This is a genomic window from Methylobacterium sp. J-072 (assembly GCF_022829425.1).
GTDB lineage: Bacteria > Pseudomonadota > Alphaproteobacteria > Rhizobiales > Beijerinckiaceae > Methylobacterium.
In genome coordinates this window covers 70,793-90,467 of the sequence record NZ_JAKSYK010000115.1, presented here as the reverse complement: position 1 = coordinate 90,467, position 19,675 = coordinate 70,793, and the positions used below count along the sequence as shown (strand labels likewise).

The 19,675-nt window shown below is 70.7% G+C and carries 20 protein-coding genes; 15 read left to right on the top strand and 5 right to left on the bottom strand.

The annotated features are described in order from the left end of the window. Nucleotides 1-52 precede the first annotated feature (52 nt). The 5 genes from glpD to MKK67_RS13290 all read left to right on the top strand — a co-directional run bounded on the left by glpD (nucleotide 53) and on the right by MKK67_RS13290 (nucleotide 5,752). A complete protein-coding gene (glpD, locus tag MKK67_RS13310) occupies nucleotides 53-1,585 on the top strand; it encodes a glycerol-3-phosphate dehydrogenase (RefSeq protein WP_243965495.1) in 1,533 nt (510 codons plus the stop codon). Nucleotides 1,586-1,641: 56 nt separating this feature from the next. Continuing rightward, entirely contained in the window at nucleotides 1,642-3,147 is a 1,506-nt protein-coding gene (gene glpK / locus MKK67_RS13305) for a glycerol kinase GlpK (protein WP_243965494.1), read from the top strand. Nucleotides 3,148-3,424: 277 nt separating this feature from the next. Then, nucleotides 3,425-4,156, top strand: a complete 732-nt coding sequence (locus MKK67_RS13300) for an MIP/aquaporin family protein (protein ID WP_243965493.1) — start codon at nucleotides 3,425-3,427, stop codon at nucleotides 4,154-4,156. Between the two features lie 128 nt (nucleotides 4,157-4,284). After that, nucleotides 4,285-5,280 (top strand): lipoyl synthase, encoded by a 996-nt coding sequence (gene lipA, locus MKK67_RS13295; RefSeq protein WP_243965492.1) that lies wholly within the window; start codon nucleotides 4,285-4,287, stop codon nucleotides 5,278-5,280. A gap of 16 nt (nucleotides 5,281-5,296) precedes the next feature. Next, nucleotides 5,297-5,752 (top strand): type II toxin-antitoxin system RatA family toxin, encoded by a 456-nt coding sequence (locus tag MKK67_RS13290; protein WP_243965491.1) that lies wholly within the window; start codon nucleotides 5,297-5,299, stop codon nucleotides 5,750-5,752. A gap of 5 nt (nucleotides 5,753-5,757) precedes the next feature. Here MKK67_RS13290 and MKK67_RS13285 read toward each other — a convergent pair whose 3' ends face one another. Next, the gene (locus MKK67_RS13285) at nucleotides 5,758-6,975 is read right to left on the bottom strand and encodes an FAD-dependent oxidoreductase (protein ID WP_243965490.1); all 1,218 of its coding nucleotides are present in this window, start codon (nucleotides 6,973-6,975) and stop codon (nucleotides 5,758-5,760) included. 18 nt (nucleotides 6,976-6,993) lie between these two features. Beyond that, nucleotides 6,994-7,491 carry a CinA family protein gene (locus MKK67_RS13280; RefSeq protein WP_243965488.1) on the bottom strand — a complete coding sequence of 166 codons (498 nt, stop codon included), beginning with the start codon at nucleotides 7,489-7,491 and terminating at the stop codon, nucleotides 6,994-6,996. Between the two features lie 102 nt (nucleotides 7,492-7,593). Here MKK67_RS13280 and MKK67_RS13275 point away from each other — a divergent pair, with 102 nt between their 5' ends. Beyond that, complete coding sequence (locus MKK67_RS13275; RefSeq protein ID WP_243965486.1) at nucleotides 7,594-7,992, top strand: MAPEG family protein; 399 nt, start codon at nucleotides 7,594-7,596, stop codon at nucleotides 7,990-7,992. A 336-nt stretch (nucleotides 7,993-8,328) separates the two neighbouring features. Here the strand turns inward: MKK67_RS13275 and MKK67_RS13270 are convergent, their stop codons facing one another. Continuing rightward, on the bottom strand, nucleotides 8,329-9,660 hold the full coding sequence (locus MKK67_RS13270) for a bifunctional 2-C-methyl-D-erythritol 4-phosphate cytidylyltransferase/2-C-methyl-D-erythritol 2,4-cyclodiphosphate synthase (protein ID WP_243965485.1): 1,332 nt from the start codon (nucleotides 9,658-9,660) through the stop codon (nucleotides 8,329-8,331). Nucleotides 9,661-9,830: 170 nt separating this feature from the next. On the opposite strand from MKK67_RS13270, the gene dusB reads away from it, so the two are divergent. From dusB to ntrC, 3 genes are read left to right on the top strand one after another with little or no spacing between them, the layout of a single operon-like run. Beyond that, nucleotides 9,831-10,853 (top strand): tRNA dihydrouridine synthase DusB, encoded by a 1,023-nt coding sequence (gene dusB, locus MKK67_RS13265; RefSeq protein ID WP_243965484.1) that lies wholly within the window; start codon nucleotides 9,831-9,833, stop codon nucleotides 10,851-10,853. Beyond that, entirely contained in the window at nucleotides 10,850-11,992 is a 1,143-nt protein-coding gene (locus MKK67_RS13260) for a two-component system sensor histidine kinase NtrB (protein ID WP_243965483.1), read from the top strand. The genes dusB and MKK67_RS13260 overlap by 4 nt, the downstream gene beginning before the upstream one ends. 48 nt (nucleotides 11,993-12,040) lie before the next feature. Continuing rightward, a complete protein-coding gene (gene ntrC, locus MKK67_RS13255; RefSeq protein WP_243965482.1) occupies nucleotides 12,041-13,501 on the top strand; it encodes a nitrogen regulation protein NR(I) in 1,461 nt (486 codons plus the stop codon). 166 nt (nucleotides 13,502-13,667) lie between these two features. On the opposite strand, the gene MKK67_RS13250 is transcribed toward ntrC, so the two are convergent. Beyond that, on the bottom strand, nucleotides 13,668-13,970 hold the full coding sequence (locus MKK67_RS13250; protein ID WP_243965481.1) for a hypothetical protein: 303 nt from the start codon (nucleotides 13,968-13,970) through the stop codon (nucleotides 13,668-13,670). Between the two features lie 74 nt (nucleotides 13,971-14,044). Here MKK67_RS13250 and MKK67_RS13245 point away from each other — a divergent pair, with 74 nt between their 5' ends. Beyond that, the gene (locus MKK67_RS13245) at nucleotides 14,045-14,218 is read left to right on the top strand and encodes a hypothetical protein (RefSeq protein ID WP_243965480.1); all 174 of its coding nucleotides are present in this window, start codon (nucleotides 14,045-14,047) and stop codon (nucleotides 14,216-14,218) included. Here the strand turns inward: MKK67_RS13245 and MKK67_RS13240 are convergent. After that, the gene (locus tag MKK67_RS13240) at nucleotides 14,176-14,409 is read right to left on the bottom strand and encodes a type II toxin-antitoxin system HicB family antitoxin (RefSeq protein ID WP_243965478.1); all 234 of its coding nucleotides are present in this window, start codon (nucleotides 14,407-14,409) and stop codon (nucleotides 14,176-14,178) included. The two genes, MKK67_RS13245 and MKK67_RS13240, sit on opposite strands and share 43 nt — an antisense overlap. A gap of 443 nt (nucleotides 14,410-14,852) precedes the next feature. On the opposite strand from MKK67_RS13240, the gene metC reads away from it, so the two are divergent. The 5 genes from metC (at nucleotide 14,853) to MKK67_RS13215 (ending at nucleotide 19,536) form a co-directional block, all read left to right on the top strand. After that, nucleotides 14,853-16,043, top strand: a complete 1,191-nt coding sequence (gene metC, locus MKK67_RS13235) for a cystathionine beta-lyase (protein ID WP_243965476.1) — start codon at nucleotides 14,853-14,855, stop codon at nucleotides 16,041-16,043. An 82-nt stretch (nucleotides 16,044-16,125) separates the two neighbouring features. After that, nucleotides 16,126-17,847: an ArnT family glycosyltransferase gene (locus MKK67_RS13230; RefSeq protein ID WP_243965474.1), complete on the top strand. Its 1,722-nt coding sequence runs from the start codon at nucleotides 16,126-16,128 to the stop codon at nucleotides 17,845-17,847. After that, nucleotides 17,844-18,611: a glycosyltransferase family 2 protein gene (locus MKK67_RS13225; protein ID WP_243965472.1), complete on the top strand. Its 768-nt coding sequence runs from the start codon at nucleotides 17,844-17,846 to the stop codon at nucleotides 18,609-18,611. Before MKK67_RS13230 ends, MKK67_RS13225 begins: the two co-directional genes overlap by 4 nt. Beyond that, nucleotides 18,605-18,940 (top strand): lipid-A-disaccharide synthase N-terminal domain-containing protein, encoded by a 336-nt coding sequence (locus MKK67_RS13220; protein ID WP_092043020.1) that lies wholly within the window; start codon nucleotides 18,605-18,607, stop codon nucleotides 18,938-18,940. The genes MKK67_RS13225 and MKK67_RS13220 overlap by 7 nt, the downstream gene beginning before the upstream one ends. Continuing rightward, entirely contained in the window at nucleotides 18,937-19,536 is a 600-nt protein-coding gene (locus MKK67_RS13215; RefSeq protein ID WP_243965470.1) for a pyridoxamine 5'-phosphate oxidase family protein, read from the top strand. The genes MKK67_RS13220 and MKK67_RS13215 overlap by 4 nt, the downstream gene beginning before the upstream one ends. Nucleotides 19,537-19,675 lie beyond the last annotated feature (139 nt).

The following is a 19,675-nucleotide window of genomic DNA, read 5'->3' as shown; positions in this document are numbered from 1 at the left end:
GGGCGGCTCAATATGTCCTGAACCCGCCATCCAGGGCGGGAGAGGAGGAACAATGCCGGCTGCAACGCGCCAGCGCGAGCCGTCCGACGCCTACGATCTCCTGGTCATCGGCGGCGGCATCAACGGCACCGGAATCGCGCGCGATGCGTCGGGCCGCGGCCTGTCGGTCCTGCTGGCCGAGCGCGGGGATCTGGCCGGCTTCACCTCCTCGTCCTCGACGAAGCTGATCCACGGCGGACTGCGCTACCTCGAATATTACGAGTTCCGCCTGGTCCGCGAGGCCCTGGCCGAGCGCGAGCGGCTGCTGCGCCAGGCGCCCCACGTGATCTGGCCCCTGCGCTTCGTGCTGCCCCACGACGAGGGCCTGCGCCCGGCCTGGATGCTGCGGCTCGGCCTGTTCCTGTACGACCATCTCGCGCGGCTGCGGACCCTGCCGGGCTCGAAGTCGGTGGACCTGCGCAATTCGCCCTACGGCACGCCGCTGCAGAAGCGGCTGACCAAGGGCTTCGTCTATTCCGACTGCTGGGTCGAGGACAGCCGCCTGGTTGTCCTCAACGCCATGGATGCCCGCGAGCGCGGCGCCACGGTGCTGACCCGCACCGGCGTCGTCTCGGCGCGGCGCGAGGGTGACGGCTGGATGGCGACGCTGCGCGACGAGCGCACCGGGACCGAGCGGACAATCCGGGCCAAGGCCGTGGTCAACGCCGCCGGCCCCTGGGTCAGCGCAACGCTCGGCGGCACGCTCGGGATCAACAGCCGCGCGGCGGTGCGCCTGATCAAGGGCAGCCACATCGTGGTCAAGCGCCTGTTCCCGGGCGACCAGGCCTATATCCTTCAGCAGCCCGACAAGCGGATCATCTTCGCGATCCCCTACGAGCGCGACTTCACGCTGATCGGCACCACCGACGTGCCCTATGACGGCGAGCCCGGGCCGGTCTCGATTTCCCCGGAGGAGACCGACTACCTCTGCGGCTGCATCAACCGCTCCTTCGACACCCGCATCACCCCGGCCGACGTGGTCTGGAGCTATTCGGGCGTGCGCCCGCTCTACGACGACGCGGCCGAGAACGCCTCCGCGGTGACCCGCGACTACGTTCTCGACGCGGAGGACCAGGGCGGCAAGGCCGCGGTTCTGTCGGTGTTCGGCGGCAAGATCACGACGTACCGGCGCCTGGCCGAGCACGCGATCGAGAAGCTCAAGCCGTTCTTCTCCGGCCTCAAGCCGGCCTGGACCGGCGAGGCGGTGCTGCCCGGCGGCGCCATGCCGGACGCGGACTTCGATTCTTTCCTTGCCAAGCTCCAGGCCGAGAAGCCGTTCCTGCCGGCCGAGACCGCGCGGCGCCTCGCCCGCGCCTACGGCACCAAGGCGCGCGAGATCGTCGGCACCGCGCGCTCCATGGCCGATCTCGGCGAGGTGTTCGACGGCGGCCTCACCGCGGCCGAGGTCGATTACCTGCGCGTCGAGGAATGGGCGGTCACCGCCGAGGACATCCTCTGGCGCCGCTCGAAGCTCGGCCTGCGCACCAGCCCGGAGAGCGCCGCGCGCCTGTCCGCCTATCTCGACCGCAAGGCCGAGGCTGCATGATCTTGCCGAACCCGATCCGGCGCGAGACCGGTCGGGCATAACTCAGGGAGGGAACGATGAGCCGTTACGTCGGGGCCATCGACCAGGGCACCACGAGCAGCCGCTTCATGGTGTTCGATCGCGAGGGCAGCGTCATCGCGCTGGCCCAGGCCGAGCACGCGCAGATCTATCCGGCCCCCGGCCATGTCGAGCACGACGCCGCCGAGATCTGGACCAAGACGCAAAACGTGATGCGCGAGGCCCTGGACAAGGCCGGCCTCCAGCCCTCCGACCTCGCGGCCATCGGCATCACCAACCAGCGCGAGACCACGCTGATCTGGGATCGGCGCACCGGCAAGCCGCTGCACAACGCCCTGGTCTGGCAGGATACCCGCAACGACCGGCTGGTCTCCGAATTCGCCCGGGACGGCGGCCGCGACCGGTTCCGCGACCTCACCGGCCTGCCCCTGGCGAGCTATTTTTCCGGACTCAAGCTGCGCTGGCTGCTCGACCATGTCGAGGGCGCCCGCGAGCGGGCCGAGGCCGGCGACGTGCTGTTCGGCAACATCGATACCTGGCTGGTCTGGAACCTCACCGGCGGCACCGAGGGCGGGCTGCACGTCACCGACGTGACCAATGCCAGCCGCACGCAGCTGATGTCGCTGAAGACCCTGGAATGGGACGACGGCATGCTGGCGACCTTCGGGATCCCGAAGGCGATGCTGCCCAGGATCGTCTCGTCGAGCGAGGTCTACGGCGAGACCAAGGCGCCGTTCGCCGGCGTGCCGATCGCCGGCATCCTGGGCGACCAGCAGGCGGCCCTGTTCGGGCAGACCTGCTTCAGTCCGGGCGAGGCCAAGAACACCTACGGCACCGGCTGCTTCGCGCTGATGAACACCGGCACCGAGCCGGTCCCGTCCAAAGCCGGCCTTGTCACGACCCTGGCCTACCGCCTCGACGGCGAGAAGCCGGCCTACGCCCTGGAGGGCTCGATCGCGATCACCGGCGCCCTGGTGCAGTGGCTGCGCGACAACCTCCACATGATCAAGGATTCAGCCGAGGTCGAGACGCTGGCCACCACCGTCGAGGACAATGGCGGCGTCTACTTCGTGCCGGCCTTCTCGGGCCTCTACGCGCCGCACTGGAACGAGGGCGCCCGCGGCCTGATCATCGGCCTGACCCGCTACGTCAACCGCGGCCACATCGCCCGCTCGGTGCTGGAGGCGACCGCCTTCCAGACCCACGAGGTGCTGGACGCGATGGCCAAGGATTCCGGCATCCCGGTCAAGGAGCTGCGCGCCGATGGCGGCATGGTCGCCAACAACACGCTCATGCAGTTCCAAGCCGACATGCTCGACGTGCCGGTGGTGCGCCCAAAAGTGTCCGAGACCACGGCGCTCGGCGCCGCCTACGCGGCGGGCCTCGCGGTCGGCTACTGGAAGGGCCTCGACGACCTCAAGCGCAACTGGGGCGTCGACAAGCGCTGGACCCCGAAGATGGATGCCGGCCAGCGCGAAAAGATCGCCGCCGCCTGGAGCCGCGCGGTGCAGCGCTCCTTCGACTGGAAGCTCGACGAGGATTGAGCAGAGAACCTTCGGCCCTCGCGGGCCGGAGGCCGCTGCCATCCGTGCAGTCCCACCCTTGACCTCATCCTGAGGTGCTGCGGAGCAGCCTCGAAGGAGGGCTCCAGGAATCGCGAGTCCAGCTGGAGGGCTCCTTCGAGGCCTCCGCTGCGCTCCGGCACCTCAGGATGAGGGAGGGGATAGGAGAGCCGCAAATATCGGCAGCGCTTTATCAAGATCACACACTCGCACAAGCTGTACAAGTTTCAAAATAAGCAGCAAACGGGGGAGCTACATCATGACATCGCCATTCCTGGGCGAATTCCTCGGCACGATGACGCTGATCGTGCTGGGAGACGGCGTCGTCGCCGGCGCCCTGCTCAAGCAATCCAAGGCGGAGAACGCCGGCTGGATCGCCATCACCGCCGGCTGGGCCTTCGCGGTCCTCGCCGGGATCTTCGTCGCCACCGCCACCGGCAGCCCGGACGCGCATCTCAACCCGGCCGTGACCGTGGCGGGCGCCGTCAGCACCGGGGATTTTTCGAAGCTCGCGATCTACATCCCGGCGCAGATGCTCGGCGCCTTCGTCGGCGCGGCGATCGTCTGGCTGCACTACCTGCCGCATTGGGCAGCGACCCCGGAGCAGGACCTCAAGCTCGCCTGCTTCTGCACCGGCCCGGCGATCCGGGACGCGAAGGCCAACTGGACCTCGGAGATCATCGCCACCTTCTTCCTGATCCTGACCATCTCGGCGCTGGTGACCAACACGCTCGGCGCGTCCGGGGCGATCCCGCGTGGGGTCGCGCCCTACATGGTCGGCATGCTGGTCTGGGGCGTCGGCCTCTCGCTCGGCGGCACCACCGGCTACGCCATCAACCCCGCCCGCGACCTCGGGCCGCGCCTCGCCCATGCGGTCCTGCCGATCGCCGGCAAGGGTTCTTCCGACTGGGGCTACGCGCTGATCCCGGTGGCCGGCCCGGTGATCGGGGCGGTGCTCGCGGGCGTGCTGGTGCGGGGGCTCGGGATCTGACGGAAACGCCGCATCCTCAACCGCCGCATGGCGTCCCGGCGTCGCGGCGGTTTGCGGCGCGGGGCCGGGCGCCTTAAGTCAGTCCTTCCTGACCGACCGCGCCTCCGGGCGCTTCCCCGCGGTGTGGCATGGCCATCGTCCTCGACATCCTGAAGAACGATCCGCGCTCCGCGCGCCTGCGCCACCCCGAGAAGGCGCACCGGCCGGACCAGCCCGTCCAGGCCAAGAAGCCGGACTGGATCCGGGTCAAGGCGCCCGGCTCAAAGGCCTGGACCGAGACCCAGAAGATCGTGCGCGAGCACGGCCTCGTCACGGTCTGCGAGGAGGCCGGCTGCCCCAATATCGGCGAGTGCTGGGAGAAGCGGCACGCCACCTTCATGATCATGGGCGACACCTGCACGCGGGCCTGCGCTTTCTGCAACGTCCGCACCGGCCTGCCCGACGCGCTGGACGCCCTGGAACCCGAAAAAATCGGCGACTCGGTGGCCAAGCTCGGCCTGCACCACGTGGTGATCACCTCGGTGGACCGGGACGACCTGAAGGATGGCGGCGCCCAGCATTTCGCCCGGACCATCGCGGCGATCCGCCGGGCAAGCCCCGGGACCACGGTGGAGATCCTCACCCCCGACTTCCTGCGCAAGGACGGGGCCCTGGAGGTCGTGGTCGCGGCCAAGCCCGACGTGTTCAACCACAACCTGGAGACGGTGCCAGCCAAGTACCTGACGGTGCGGCCCGGCGCCCGCTACTTCCACTCGGTGCGCCTGCTCCAGCGGGTGAAGGAGCTCGACCCGACGATCTTCACCAAGTCCGGCATCATGGTCGGGCTCGGCGAGGAGCGGAACGAGGTACTCCAGCTCATGGACGACCTCCGCTCGGCCGAGGTCGATTTCCTGACCATCGGCCAGTACCTGCAGCCGTCGAAGAAGCACCACGAGGTGGTGCGCTTCGTGCCGCCCGACGAGTTCAAGACCTACGAGACCACCGCCTACGCCAAGGGCTTCCTGCTGGTCTCGGCCACGCCGCTCACCCGCTCGTCGCACCATGCCGGCGAGGACTTTGCCAAGCTTCAGGCGGCCCGGCTCGCCAAGCATGCCGTCCCGCACGCCCCCGCCCTCTCGGCCTGAGTCCGTCGGAAAAGAAATGCCGTCCTTCCGGGTTACCCGCACGGTGCGGCATTCGCCGCAGCAGATGTACGATCTCGTGGCCGATGTGGAGCGCTACCCGGAATTCCTGCCGCTGTGCGAATCCCTGCGGGTGATCCGCCGCCAGGATATGCCGGAGGGCGGGCAGGTGCTGATCGCCGAGATGGGCGTGGGCTACAAGGCGATCCGCGAGCGCTTCACCACAAGGGTCAGCCTCGATCCGGCCAACCACAAGATCGTCGCCGAATATATCGACGGCCCGTTCCGTCACCTGGAGAACCGCTGGTCGTTCAAGGAGGCGCCGAACGGCGGCTGCGCCGTCGACTTCTTCATCACCTACGAGTTCAAGAGCCGGACGCTGGGCCTCCTGATGGGCACGATGTTCGACCGCGCCTTCCGCAAGTTCACCGACGCCTTCGAGGGCCGGGCGGACCGGATGTACGGCACCGCCTGAGCGGATCAGGCCCGGGCCGGCGCGGACACATGCTCCGGCCGCACGCCCATCCCGATCATCCGGGCGGGCAGGGCCTGGAGCATCGGCAGCCGGTCGAGGATGCGCAGGGCGAGCGGCGCCCGGAACGGCGCGTCGGCCTTGAGGGACGGGGCGATCACCCGGGCCTGAATCACCCGCTGCAGCGTCTGGGTCGCCCGGACCGGGAAGAGCCGCCGGGCCTGGACGCGGGCGAGGTCGGCCTCGGTCGCGCGCCCCGCCCGCAGGGGCTCGGCCAGGATATTGGCCGCCGCCACCGCATCCTGGATCGCCAGATTGATGCCGACCCCGCCCACCGGCGACATCGCGTGGGCGGCGTCGCCGATACAAAGCAAGCCGGGGCGGTGCCAGCGCTTCAGCCGGTCCACCGTCACGGTGAGGAGCTTGACCGAATCCCAGTCGGCGATGGCCTCGGTGCGGTCGGCCAGGAACGGCGCGATCTCGGCGACCGCCGCTCGGAAGGCCGGCAGCCCCTTCGCGCGCAAGGCTGCGTCCCCGCCCTTCGGGACCACGTAGGCGCATTGCCAGATGTCGCCCCGGTCGAGGGTGATCAGGATGCGCCCCGGGCCGAACCGTCCGGCCGCCGCCTCCGGGTCGCCGTCGCGGCGGGGCAGGCGGAACCACAGCACGTCGATCGGCGCCCCGAAGGCCCGGGGCGTGAAGCCGGCGCGCTCGCGCATCGCCGAGTGGCGCCCGTCCGCGCAGAGCACGAGGTCGGTCCGGATCGCCACCGGCCCGTCCGGCCCCTCGGCCCGCACGCCCGCGACCCGTCCGTCGGCCTCGATCAGGTCGCGGGCCTCGGTCCTGCGGATCAATCGGAACCCCGGATAGCCGGCCGCCACACCGGCCAAAAAATCCAAAAAATCCCATTGCGGCATAAACGACAGGAAGCGGTTGCGGGTCGGCAGCCGGCTGAAATCGGCGACCCGGTAGCTCCGGCCGTTCACGACCCCCGAAAAGGTCTCGACCCGCCGTTGGGGCAGGGCGCGGAAGCGCTCGGACAGGCCCAACTCGTCCATCAGGTCGAGGGTGGAGGGGTGGATCGTGTCGCCGCGGAAGTCGCGCAGGAAATCCGCGTGCTTCTCCAGCACCGTGACGGCGATCCCGGCCCGGGCGAAGAGCAGCCCGGCCATCATCCCGGCCGGGCCGCCGCCGACGATGCAGAGCTGGGTCTTCAGGCTGTCCATCAAGCCCTCCGTACCTGATCAGTCGGCGAGCGCCCCTTCGAGCAGGCCGAGCGCGTCCGCCACGGCGGCACGGCGGATTTCTCCGCGGCCGAGGTCGCCGTAGCGTCGCTCCAGGTGGCGGCGTCCGCCCTCGCGCTGGGCCAGCCCGAAATGCACCAGCCCGACCGGCTTCTCGGCGCTGCCGCCGCCGGGGCCGGCGATGCCGGTGATCGCCACCGCCACCGCGGCGCGCGAGGCCGCCAGCGCCCCGGAGGCCATCGCCCGGGCCACGTCCTCGCTGACGGCGCCGTGCCGGCGGATCAGGTCCATCGGCACCCCGATCGCCTCCACCTTGGCCTCGTTCGAGTAGGTGACGTAGCCACGCTCGAGCACGGCCGAAGAGCCCGGCACGGCGGTGAGCAACCCCGCCACCAGCCCGCCGGTGCAGGATTCGGCGGTGACGAGCGTGCGCCCGGCCTTGGCATAGGCCGCGACCAGCGCCTCGGCGCGGTCAAGAAGCTCCGTGTCGTCGATCATCGCGCGAGGCTCGCCCTGGGCCGGAGCGCCCTATCTCGTGTTGTGATCCAAGCCCGGTCCCGGCTCAAGGACCGGCCGCCCCCCATAGGAGACCGCGACCCGATGATCTTCCCCGCGACCACGGCTGTCTACGCCGCGCTGCTCGCCCTCGTGTATCTCGGCCTGTCCGGCTGGGTGATGGGATCCCGCGTCTCCGACAACGTCCTGTTCGGCGACGGCGGCGACGAATCCATGCTCAAGCGGGTCCGCTCGCACGCCAACTTTTCGGAATACGTGCCGCTGGCGCTGATCCTGGTCGGCCTGCTGGAAGCCGGTGGCGCCAGCCATGGCCTGGTCCAAGGCCTGCTGATCGCCCTGCTGGTCGGCCGCATCCTCCACCCGATCGGCATGTTCGCCGCGCCGAACTCCCCCCGCCAATTCGCCTGCAGGGGCGGCGGGATCTTGCTGACGCTGGCGGTGCTGGCCATCGCGGCGATCGCGCTGCTGCTGCGGACGGCGTGATTCTTTTTTGAGAGCGGATTCGCCTGGTCAAGATTGGCGCCCCTCCAACCAATCCCCTCATCCTGAGGCGACGGAGCGAAGCGGAGGCCTCGAAGGAGGCCTCCAGCCGGCCGCGCGATCCCTGGAGCGCTCCTTCGAGGCTCGCTGCGCTCACACCTCAGGATGAGGGAGTAGGTGGGATAGACCCTTTGCCATGCGTCAGCCGGCCCGACCGGTTGGCCGGGTGCTCTCTCGGTCACGCCGTCGCGGACCGTAATCGACGCATATGGGCGGAAACTGAAGCCGCACGCTTTCCTCCCTCCCCCGCAGAGGGGAGAGGGAAGGCGTCGACGCCCCTCACCCCTGCCGCATCGCGGTCTCGGCCTCGGCGTCGAGGGCGGGGCCGTCCTCTTCGGGGAGGCGGATCGTGGCGGCGGCCTGGGCGGCGAGGCCCTCGGCGCGGCCGACGAAGCCGAGCTTCTCCGTGGTCGTCGCCTTGATCGAGACGGCGGTCAGCGGCACGCCGGCGATCTCGGCGATCCGAGCGCGGATCGCCTCTCGGTGCTGGCCGATCCGCGGCGCCTCGGCCAAGACGGTGATGTCGAGATGGTCGATCCGGCCGCCCCGCGCCCGGACCAGCCCGCAGGCATGGGCCAGGAACTGGTCGGAGGAGGCACCCCGCCAGCGCTCGTCGGAGGGCGGGAAGTGGGTGCCGATATCGCCGTCCGCGATGGCGCCGAGCAGCGCGTCGGTGAGCGCGTGCAGCGCCACGTCGCCGTCGGAATGCGCGAGCACGCCGCGGTCGGCCGGGATCTTGATGCCGCCGAGCCAGACATGGTCGCCAGTGGTGAAGGCGTGGACATCGAAGCCGGTGCCGAGGCGGGTGACGTAGGCGGTCATGGCGCGGGCTCCGGGCGCTGGCGTTTCGGATGGGTCGGAGGCGAAGGCCCGGTCCGCCTCGATCAGGTCGGCGGGCTGCGTGATCTTGCGGTTGGCGATGTCGCCGACGAATACCACCACCGGCAAGCCCGCCCATTCGGCGAGCGCGCCGTCATCGGTGAAGCCATCGAGCCCTTGCGCGGCCGCGTCGCGATGGGCGGCGAGCAGCGGCGCGAAGGCGAAGGCCTGGGGGGTCTGGACCGCGCGGAGATGTTCCCGGGGCGGGGTCTCGTGCACCCGGCCGATGCCGGGGGCGATCTCGGCGACGCGCTTGACCGTGTCGGTCACCGGCACGCCCGGCACCGCGGCGCCGTGGTCGCGGCCGGCCGCGATCGCCCGGGCGATCAGGGCGGCATCGACGTAAGGGCGGGCGGCGTCGTGCACCAGCACGATCTCCGGCGCGGCGCCGGCCGCCAGGGCCTCGAGCCCGGCGCGCACCGAGAGCTGGCGCGTCGCCCCGCCCTCGACCGGCGCGCCGATTTTTTGGCGCATCTCCGGAAGAAGCTCTTCGAGGCAGCTCTGAAAAAACTCGGCCGCGTCGGCGGCGATCACCGGCTGGATCCGGGCGATCGCGTCCTGGGCGGCGAGGGCGGCGAGCGTCCGGGTCAGGACCGCCTGTCCGCCGACCCGGCGGTATTGCTTGGGCGTGCCGCCGCCGATGCGGATGCCGCGGCCGGCCGCGACCACCACCGCGGCGACGCCGGACCCTGCATGGGCAGGTCCGGTGGCAGGCGTGCCGGTGGCGGGCATGGGCGGCGAACTCGTGAAATCCGGGGTGATGACGGCAGCGGGCGCGCGGGCCAGCCGTGCTGCCGAACCTCTGCCGGTGAGGGTGCCCGTCGTTTAAGCGGGGGAGGGCGTGAAATCAACGCGCGGTCGCCGCTTGCCAGCGGACCGCCTTTGCCTCATTGTTGTGCAGAATGGCGACTGATCATTATTTAAGCGCGCTGCGCGACGGACGACCGGCAGGCGGGGGCGAATCCCCCGCCCCGCTCTGCCTGCTCGCGCCCCTGTCCGGGGTCACCGACCTGCATATGCGCCGGATCGCCCGGCGCTGCGGCGCCGACGCGGTGGTGTCGGAGATGGTGGCCGCGCGCGAGTTCGCCCGCGGCGCCGAGGAGGCGACCCTGCGGGCGGCCGGTTCCGGGGTCGACCTGCATGTAGTCCAGCTCGCGGGCTGCGAGGCCGAGCCCATGGCCGAGGCCGCGCGGCTCGCCGAGGCCGGCGGCGCCGACGTGATCGACGTGAACATGGGCTGCCCGGCCAAGATCGTCACCGGGATCGCCTCGGGCTCGGCCCTGATGCGCGACCTCGACCACGCGACGCGCCTGCTCGCCGCCGTGCGCGGAGCGGTGTCGGTGCCGGTCACCGTCAAGATGCGCCTGGGCTGGGACGACGCGAGCCGCAACGCCGTCGATCTCGCGACCCGGGCCGAACGGCTCGGGCTCAACGCCGTCACCGTCCACGGGCGGACCCGGCAGCAATTCTACACCGGCGTGGCCGATTGGGCCGCGATCCGACCCGTGGTCGAGGCGGTATCAATCCCGGTGATCGCCAACGGCGACGTGGTCGACCTCGCCAGCGCCCGGGCGTGCCTGGCCGCCTCCGGCGCCGCCGGAGTGATGATCGGGCGCGCCGCCACCGGGCGACCCTGGCTGGTCGGGCAGGTGGCCGCGGCCCTGGCCGGACGGCCGGCGGATCCGCCCTCGCGGGCCGAGCAGGCCAGCATGGCGGCCGCGCATTATGCCGGCCTGCTGTCGCTCTACGGCCGTCGCATGGGCGTGCGCCACGCCCGCAAGCACCTGGCCGCCTATGCCGAGACCGGCGGTGCGCTGGAGCCGGCCGAGCGCACCGCGCTCCTCACCACCACCGATCCCGACGTCGCACTGGCGTTGCTCGCCCGCGCTTTCGGGGTTGCCGAGATCGTCCGGGAGGCCGCGTGAGCGAGGACGCGTTTCTGCAGGAGCCCGGCGGCCAGCGCCCCCCCGCCGGGGAGGCCGTGCTCAACGCCCTGCCGCTGCCGGTCCTGACCATCGGGGGCGACGAGCGGATCCTTCACTGCAACCACGCCGCGGAGGCCTTCTTCGACTATTCCGCGCGGCTTATGCAGCGCCGCCGCCTGCGCGACATCATCCCGTTCGCGTCGCCGATCATCGCGCTCGTGGCCGAGGTCCGGCGCCGCCGCGCCAGCGTCAGCGAGTACCGGGTCGAGCTGACCCAGCCCCGCCTCGGCCTGGAGCGCAGCGTCGACGTGTTCGCCACGCCGCTCGCCGACGACGACGACGCCGTGGTGATGATGCTCCAGGAGCGCACCATCGCCGACAAGATGAACCGCCAGCTGACCCACCGCGGTGCCGCGCGCTCGATGGTGGCGCTCGGCGCGATGCTCGCCCACGAGATCAAGAACCCGCTCGCCGGCATCCGCGGCGCCGCGCAGCTCCTGGAAGGCACCGGCGCCGAGGAGGACCGGATGCTCACCCGGCTGATCTGCGACGAATCCGACCGGATCGTGCGCATCGTCGAGCGGATGGAGCTGTTCGGCGACGAGCGCCCGTCCGATCGCGGTGCCGTCAACGTCCACGGGGTGCTCGATCAGGTGAAGCGCTCGGCCCAGAGCGGGTTCGCGCGCCATATCCGCTTCGTCGAGATCTACGATCCGTCGCTGCCGCCGGTGCTCGGCAGCCGCGACCAGTTGATCCAGGTGATCCTGAACCTCGTGAAGAACGCCGCCGAGGCGATCGGCCCCGACGCGGTCGAGGGCGAGATCACCCTGTCCACCGCGTTCCGCACCGGGTTGCGCCTGCAGGTGCCGGGCTCGCGCGAGCGGGTCAGCCTGCCGATCGAGGTCGCGATCCGCGACAACGGGCCGGGCATTTCGGCCGACCTGCTGCCCGACCTGTTCGACCCGTTCGTGACCACCAAGGCCCAGGGCTCCGGCCTCGGACTTGCATTGGTGGCCAAGATCGTCGGCGACCACGGAGGCATCGTCGAGTGCGATCCCGCCCCCCGCCGCACGACGTTCCGCATCCTCCTGCCGATGTCCAGCGCCCGCGATGGGCGCGAATCGGCGGTCGACCCGTGACGTCGCCTTGTGTTTCGGCCGCCCGGCCGGAGGTCTGAGTAGAGAGTCATGCCGAACGGCCACATCATCGTCGCCGACGACGACGCCGCGATCCGCACGGTGCTGAACCAGGCACTGTCCCGGGCGGGCTACGAAGTCCGCTCGACGGGCAATTGCGCCACCCTGTGGCGCTGGGTCGCGCAAGGGGAGGGCGACCTCGTCATCACCGACGTGGTGATGCCCGACGAGAACGTGTTCGACCTGCTGCCGCGCATCAAGCGCGTGCGGCCGGAGCTGCCGATCATCGTCATGAGCGCGCAGAACACCTTCATGACGGCGATCCGCGCCTCCGAGCGCGGCGCCTACGAGTACCTGCCGAAACCCTTCGACCTGAAGGAGCTGATCGCCATCGTCGGCCGCGCGCTGTCGCGTCCCCGCGGGGCGCCCGCGGCCGGCGCGCCACCCGACAACGAGGACATCCCGCTGGTCGGGCGCTCGCCCGCCATGCAGGAGATCTACCGGGCGCTCGCCCGGCTGATGCCCACCGACCTCACGGTCATGATCACCGGCGAGTCCGGCACCGGCAAGGAGCTGGTCGCCCGGGCGCTGCACGATTACGGCCGCCGCCGCACCGGTCCGTTCGTGCCGGTCAACATGGCCGCGATCCCGCGCGACCTGATCGAATCCGAGCTGTTCGGCCACGAGAAGGGCGCCTTTACCGGCGCCCTCCAGCGCTCGGCCGGCCGGTTCGAGCAGGCCGAGGGCGGCACGCTGTTCCTCGACGAGATCGGCGACATGCCGATGGAGGCTCAGACCCGGCTGCTGCGCGTGCTCCAGCAGGGCGAGTACACCACGGTCGGCGGCCGGGTCCCGATCAAGACCAACGTCCGGATCATCGCGGCGACCAACAAGGACCTGCGGATCTCGATCCAGCAGGGCATTTTCCGCGAGGACCTGTTCTTCCGCCTCAACGTCGTGCCGCTGCGGCTGCCGGCCTTGCGCGAGCGGTCCGAGGACGTGCCGGACCTGATCCGCCACTTCTTCGTGCTGGTCGAGCGCGAGGGCCTGACCCGCAAGTCGCTCGACGGCGACGCCATGGAGCGGCTCAAGCGCTACCGCTGGCCCGGCAACGTCCGCGAATTGGAGAACCTGGTCCGGCGGCTTGCCGCGCTCTATCCGCAGGAGACCATCACCGGCCCGGTGATCGAGGCCGAGCTCGACACCCTGCCGCTCGCCGCCCCGGCCTCGGCCAACGGCAGCGCCCGCAAGGCCAATGGCGAATCCGAGAGCCTGTCCAGCGCGGTGGAGCGCCACCTGTCGGATTATTTCTCGGGCTACCGGGACACGCTGCCGCCGCCCGGGCTGTATCACCGGATCCTGCGGGAGATCGAAGGCCCGCTGATCGGCGCGGCTTTGGCCGCCACACGGGGCAATCAGATCCGCGCGGCAGAGCTGCTGGGGGTCAACCGCAACACCCTGCGCAAGAAGGTCCGCGACCTCGACCTCCAGGTGTTCCGCACGGCCCGGTGACGGGTTCCCAAAGGGCTCAGCCCTTTGGCGGGGGTTTCGGGGCACGCAGCCCCGAGACGCCGAGGGCCGTTTCCGATCGCGTCGCGATCGGGAACGGCCCTCAGTCTTTGATTCTACGCGCTCGCTTACGCCGAACCGGTCCCCACTTCGGCGGCGAGCGCTCTCGTCAGCGCCGCGGCAGGATCGGGTCGCCGCGCATCAGGGCGTTGAGCCGCTCGGTGTCGAAGCCATTCGGGATGCTGGGCACAGCCGCCTTCGGCGCGGGCGCAGCCTTCACCGGGGCCGGCAGCGACCCGGTGGCAGACGGCTCGGCCTGGGCGGCGCGCACCACGGCCGACGGCGCCAGATGGGCCAGCCGGTCGGCGCTGACGAGGGCGACGATCGCCGTCGAGACCAGCACGAGGACGCCGCCGAAGAGAGAACGCAGGATACGCACGCAGACGACCCGGAACGCGACTTGAGACGGCAACAGATTACCCGCCGGCCCGTTAACGAAGCCCACCCCAAAGTTCCGGGCTGGGAGCCAATGTTCGGGAGGCGATATTGACGAACGTCCAGGCCACCGCGAGCGACAGCCCGTTCATCCAGGGCCGCAACGCTCGCCTCTACGGTAAGCCCGCGAGCGAATGCCCCTATCCGGAAGGCTCCGAAGAGCATGCCGGCTGGATGCAAGCTTACGAGGAGGCCGCGGTCTCCGATCCGCCCGAGACGCCGTGAGGGGTGGGGGATAGCGGTCGCAGCACGACATAATCGTCGACTGCGTCGCGGAACGCGGCTTCAAGCGCGGGCCTGCTCTCGCCTTGGAAGCTGATGACGTCGTTGATCCCGGCGATCTGGCCGAAGAACAGCCCGTCCTCGGCGTCGAATTCAACGCGGAATGAGAAGCCCCGATAGGTCAGCATGTCCACGGCGTTGCTCCTGGCCTGATGACAGGCGCGTAGACGAAGATGGTGCTCGCCCCAGTATGCTCCAACCTAAATAGGCTGGGGGCAACTCCTGTTACGAGTCGCGACATGCCCCCTCTCCCGTGCGGGAGAGGGTTGGGGTGAGGGATGCGCCCTCTCCGGAAAGACCTGACCCCTCACCCTGTCCCTCTCCCGCACGGGAGAGGGGACCTGCGCCCTATCCGGGCGACGATGTAACGGCGTCCGCTAAGCTAGCCTGTATCCCCCTCAGCCTGAGCACTTGGCGCGCGAAGGCGTCACGGATTTTCTAAGAAATCCGTGACGCTCCGTGGCGGGTGAGAAAACCCTCTGCCGCATCCGGTCCGAACTGGATCGCGCCTCAGGCTTGACCTCGCCCGAGCCCGCAGGCTTCGTGTTTCGCAGCGCAACGCGATCGTCGAGCCACAATGTCCCTGACGCCCAAGCCCGAATCCAAGCAGACATTCGGGGCGGCGACACGCCTCGTCCATGCGGGCCGGGATCCGGGCGCGCAGCACGGCTTCGTCAACACGCCGATCTATCGCGGCTCGACCGTGCTCTACCCGACCTACGACGCCATCAAGCATCGGCGCGGGCGCTACAATTACGGCACCTCGGCGACGCCCACGATGGACTCGCTGACCGACGCCTGGACGGAACTCGCCGGCGCCGCCGGCACGGTGGTGACGCCCTCGGGCCTGTCGGCGCTGACCGTCGCCCTGATGGCCGCGGTCTCGGCGGGCGACCATCTGCTCGTGACCGATTCCGCCTACCGCCCGACCCGGCAGTTCTGCGACGGGGTCCTGGCCCGGTTCGGCGTCGCGGTCACCTATTACGATCCGACCGTGGGGGCCGGCATCGCCGAGTTGATGCGCCCGAACACCAAGGCGGTGCTGGTCGAGGCGCCCGGCTCGCAGAGCTTCGAGATGCAGGACATCCCGGCCATCGCCGAGGTCGCACATGCAAGGGGCGCCTGCGTGATCATGGACAACACCTGGGCGACGCCGCTGCTGTTCCCGCCCCACGCGCGCGGGGTCGACATCGCCGTCGAGGCCGGCACCAAGTATCTCAGCGGCGGCTCGGACCTGCTGATCGGCCTGGCCTCCGCCAACGCCGCGTATTACCCGGCTCTGCGGCGCACCTTCGATCATCTCGCCCCCTGCGCCGGCGCGGAGGACATCTTCCTGGCGCTCCGGGGCATGCGGACCATGGCGCTGCGCCTGCGCGAGCACGGCCGCGTCGGGCTCGAGATGGCCCGGTGGTTCCAGGCCCGGCCGGAGGTGCTGCGGGTGCTCCATCCCGGGCTGCCGGAGGATCCGGGCCATGACATCTGGAAGCGCGATTTTTCCGGCGCCTCCGGTCTGTTCGGGGTGATCCTCAAGCCCGTGCCCGAGGCGGCAGTGGCCGCGATGCTGGACGGGCTGGAGCTGTTCGGGATGGGTTTTTCCTGGGGCGGCTTCGAGAGCCTGGTGATCCCGTTCGATTGCGCTCCCTACCGGACCGCCACCCAATGGGCGCCGGGCGGCCCGGCCCTGCGCTTCCATATCGGGCTGGAGGACATCGCCGACCTCCAGGCCGATCTCGATGCCGGCTTCGCCAGGCTGCGGGCCGCGTCCTGACGGTCTGCGCCGTCATCGTGTGATGACGGAGGGATGACGGCGCATTTGACCTTCCCGTCCGATCCTGATTGACCGGCCGGGCATGACCACGAGCCTCTCCGCCGGCGGCGTCCCGCGCCTCGCCTCTGTCGACCGGATCGGCCGCGGGCTCGACGCGCTGAGCCTGACCCATGCCCGGGCCACCGCGGCCCTGCTGGCGCTGTGCCTGCTGCTGTTCCTGCCCGGCCAGATCTCGCTCCAGCCGATGGACCGAGACGAGCCGCGCTTCGCCCAGGCCTCCAAGCAGATGCTGGAGAGCGGCGACCTCGTCGACATCCGCTTCCAGGGGGAGGCCCGGCACAAGAAGCCGGTGGGGATCTACTGGGCGCAGGCCGCCGCGGTGGCGGCAGGCGAAGCGCTCGGCGTCCCCGACGCCCGCCGGCAGATCGCCCTCTACCGCATCCCGTCGCTGATCGGCGCCACCGCCTCGGTGCTGCTCGCCTACTGGGCCGCTTTGGCGTTCCTGCCCCGCCGGCTCGCCCTGCTCGCTGCCGCCCTGTATGGCGCCGGGCTGATGCTCTCGGCCGAGGCGCATCTCGCCAAGACCGACGCGCTGCTCGCCGCCTGCGCCACCGCGAGCCTCGGGGCGCTCGCCCGGGTGTGGCTCGCGTCCCGTGCGGGCGGAACCGTGGGCCGCGCGGTCTTCCCCGCCTTCTGGCTCGGGATGGCGCTCGGCATCCTGGTCAAGGGGCCGATGGTGCCGCTGTTCGTGGTGCTGCCGGCGCTGATCCTGTCGGTGGTCGCGCGCTCGGGCCGCTGGCTGCTCGCCTTGAAGCCCGGAGCGGGGCTGGCGCTGACGCTCCTGCTGGTGGCGCCGTGGTTCGCGGCGATCGCCTGGAAGAGCGGCGGCGCCTTCTACGCGGAGGCGGTGGGGCACGATATGCTCGGCAAGGTCGGGGGCGCGGCTGAGCGGCACTGGGGTCCGCCCGGAGCCTACGCGCTCGCCTTCTTCGCGACCTTCTGGCCGGGGGCGGCCTTCGCAGCGATGAGCCTGCCGCTCGCCTGGCGCGCCCGGCGCGAGCCGGCCTTCGCGTTCCTGATCGCGGCCGTACTGCCGGCCTGGCTGATCTTCGAGGCGGTGCCGACCAAGCTGCCCCATTACGTCCTGCCGCTGATGTCGTGGCTGGCGATCCTCACCGCCCTGGCCCTGTCGCGCGGCGCGCTCGACCCGCGGCTGCGGGGCGCGCGGGCGACGGCCCTGCTGGTGCCGGCGATCCCCATCGGGCTGACGCTCGGCCTGTGCCTCGCAGGCTGGCGCCTGGACGACCACACGCTCCCCTGGGCCGCGCTGCCGCTGCTCGCTGCGGCCTGCGCGGTCGCGGTCCTGGCCTGGTCGGCCTTCGCGGGCGGCAGACCTGAGCGGGCTCTCGTGCTCGGGATCGTCGCCTCCGGCCTACTCGGGCCGGCGGTGCTGGGCGTGGCGCAGCGTGCGCTGCCGGCCCTCAAGGTCTCGTCGCGTTTGGCCGCCCTGCGCGACCGGATGAGCTGCCCGAACCCGCAGGTCGCGAGCCTCGGCTATCGCGAGCCGAGCCTCGTCTTCCTCACCGGCACCGATCTCGCCCTGCCGCCGGACGGGGCGGCCGCCAAACACTTCCTGGAGGCGGGCGGCTGCCGGCTGCTGTTCGTGGAGGCCCGCGACCGCGACGATTTCAACGCCGCCTGGCCGGTGGGACGCGGAGCACCCGCCCCGCTCGCAGAGGTCGAGGGCTTCAACCTCAACACCGGCCGGCGGGTGTTCGTGACCGCCTACGCGGTGGCCCCATGACCGGCGCCCCCAATCTCAGCGTCGTCGTGCCGGTGAAGAACGAGGCCGGCAACATCGCCCCCCTGGTGGCCGAGATCGAGGCCGCCTGCGCGCCCCTCAGCTTCGAGTTGATCTACGTCGACGACGGCTCCACCGACGGCACCCCGGACGCCCTGGCGGCGGCGCGCGCCGGACGGCCGTGGATGCGGGTGGTGCGGCACGCGCGCGGCGGCGGCCAGTCGGCGGCGGTGCGCAGCGGCGTCCTGGCGGCCCGGGCGCCGATCATCGCGACCCTGGACGGCGACGGCCAGAATGACCCGGCCTTCATCCCGGCCCTGCTCGCTGCCCTGGAGGCGGGCGGCGAACGAGCCGGCCTAGCCCAGGGGCAGCGGCGCGGCCGCAAGGACGGGCGCTTCAAGATGCTGCAATCGCGCATCGCCAACGGCGTGCGCGGGCGCATCCTCAAGGACGCCACGCGCGACACCGGCTGCGGCCTAAAGGTGTTCCGCCGCGCCGTGTATCTCCGTCTGCCCTATTTCGATGCCCTGCACCGGTTCATGCCGGCCCTGGTGGTGCGCGAGGGGTTTTTGGTGGTCCACCACGACGTGATCGACCGGCCGCGGCTCACCGGCGTCTCGAATTACGGCCTGTTCGACCGGCTCTGGGTCGGGCTCCTCGACCTCGCCGGGGTTTGGTGGCTGATCCGGCGCAAGCGCGCCGACCCGCAGCCGCAGGAACTGTTTGCTCCGGCCGCCGCGCCCGCAGACCAGGATGTCGGATGCTGATCCAGCTCGCCCACGATCTGCCCGACTATTTCTACGACGTGTTCGTCACCCGGCTCGATTTCTGGGTGGTGTTCGGCATCGTCGCCCAGATGGTGTTCGGCTCCCGCTTCATCCTGCAATGGATCGCCAGCGAGCGGGCCGGCCGGAGCGTGATGCCGCTCTCGTTCTGGTTCCTGTCGATCCTGGGCGGGCTGATGACCCTGGTCTACGGGTTCGTCCGCCGGGAGCCGGTGATCATCATCGGCCAGGGCCTGTCCACCGGCATCTACCTGCGCAACCTCGCGCTGATTTTTCGCGAGCGGCAGCGTCGGCAACGGGATCCCGCATGACCCGCGCGCCCTTGCCGGATTTCTACGACGATCTCGACGCCACCTTCGCCGAGCTGTGGCGGCTCCTGGGCGACGGCGCCGCGCAGGGCCGGAGTGGGTTCCACCTGCCGGCGCTGGCGACCCTCGGGCCCGACGGTCCGCGGCTGCGCACGGTGGTGCTGCGCGCGGCCGACCCCGAGTCCGGCACCCTGCGCTTCCATTGCGACCGCCGCTCCGACAAGGCCGCCGAGATCCGGGCGAACCCGGCCTGCGCGCTCGCCGCCTACGACGAGGCCGCCAAGATCCAGATCCGGATCGAGGGCCGGGCGACGCTCCACGCGGACGACGCCGTCGCCGAGGCCGCCTGGGCCGGCTCCCGGGCGATGAGCCGGGTCTGCTACGGCGCCGACCCCGCCCCCGGCACGGCCCTGCCCACCGGCGGCGCCTACACGCTGCCGGACGAGGAAACGGCGGCGACGCTCGGCCGCCCGCATTTCGCCGCCGTATCGGTGCGGGCCGAGCGCCTCGATTTCCTCTATCTCGACCGCCGCGGCCATCGCCGGGCGGCCTGGCAGCGGAGCCAGGCCGGCTGGAGCGGCGGCTGGGTCGCGCCCTGACACGGCCGTCCCGCGGGGCAAATCGGTAGCCGGCTCCTGCAAATAGCATTAAAACATTGTTTCTTCTTTATATCTAGGCAACACAGACTGCACTAGCGAATTCCCGAAATATTACTGAGCCAAGCGATATTAAATTCGC

What these genes read in the sequence shown, in the direction of transcription:
- dusB (WP_243965484.1), top strand. Translation starts at nt 9,831, where the DNA reads ATGGCGACTGATCATTATTTAAGCGCGCTGCGCGACGGACGACCGGCA.
- lipA (WP_243965492.1), top strand. Translation starts at nt 4,285, where the DNA reads ATGGCCATCGTCCTCGACATCCTGAAGAACGATCCGCGCTCCGCGCGC.
- MKK67_RS13285 (WP_243965490.1), bottom strand. Translation starts at nt 6,975, where the DNA reads ATGGACAGCCTGAAGACCCAGCTCTGCATCGTCGGCGGCGGCCCGGCC.
- MKK67_RS13215 (WP_243965470.1), top strand. Translation starts at nt 18,937, where the DNA reads ATGACCCGCGCGCCCTTGCCGGATTTCTACGACGATCTCGACGCCACC.
- glpD (WP_243965495.1), top strand. Translation starts at nt 53, where the DNA reads ATGCCGGCTGCAACGCGCCAGCGCGAGCCGTCCGACGCCTACGATCTC.
- MKK67_RS13290 (WP_243965491.1), top strand. Translation starts at nt 5,297, where the DNA reads ATGCCGTCCTTCCGGGTTACCCGCACGGTGCGGCATTCGCCGCAGCAG.
- MKK67_RS13280 (WP_243965488.1), bottom strand. Translation starts at nt 7,491, where the DNA reads ATGATCGACGACACGGAGCTTCTTGACCGCGCCGAGGCGCTGGTCGCG.
- MKK67_RS13275 (WP_243965486.1), top strand. Translation starts at nt 7,594, where the DNA reads ATGATCTTCCCCGCGACCACGGCTGTCTACGCCGCGCTGCTCGCCCTC.
- MKK67_RS13230 (WP_243965474.1), top strand. Translation starts at nt 16,126, where the DNA reads ATGACCACGAGCCTCTCCGCCGGCGGCGTCCCGCGCCTCGCCTCTGTC.
- glpK (WP_243965494.1), top strand. Translation starts at nt 1,642, where the DNA reads ATGAGCCGTTACGTCGGGGCCATCGACCAGGGCACCACGAGCAGCCGC.
- metC (WP_243965476.1), top strand. Translation starts at nt 14,853, where the DNA reads ATGTCCCTGACGCCCAAGCCCGAATCCAAGCAGACATTCGGGGCGGCG.
- ntrC (WP_243965482.1), top strand. Translation starts at nt 12,041, where the DNA reads ATGCCGAACGGCCACATCATCGTCGCCGACGACGACGCCGCGATCCGC.
- MKK67_RS13225 (WP_243965472.1), top strand. Translation starts at nt 17,844, where the DNA reads ATGACCGGCGCCCCCAATCTCAGCGTCGTCGTGCCGGTGAAGAACGAG.
- MKK67_RS13300 (WP_243965493.1), top strand. Translation starts at nt 3,425, where the DNA reads ATGACATCGCCATTCCTGGGCGAATTCCTCGGCACGATGACGCTGATC.
- MKK67_RS13270 (WP_243965485.1), bottom strand. Translation starts at nt 9,660, where the DNA reads ATGCCCGCCACCGGCACGCCTGCCACCGGACCTGCCCATGCAGGGTCC.
- MKK67_RS13220 (WP_092043020.1), top strand. Translation starts at nt 18,605, where the DNA reads ATGCTGATCCAGCTCGCCCACGATCTGCCCGACTATTTCTACGACGTG.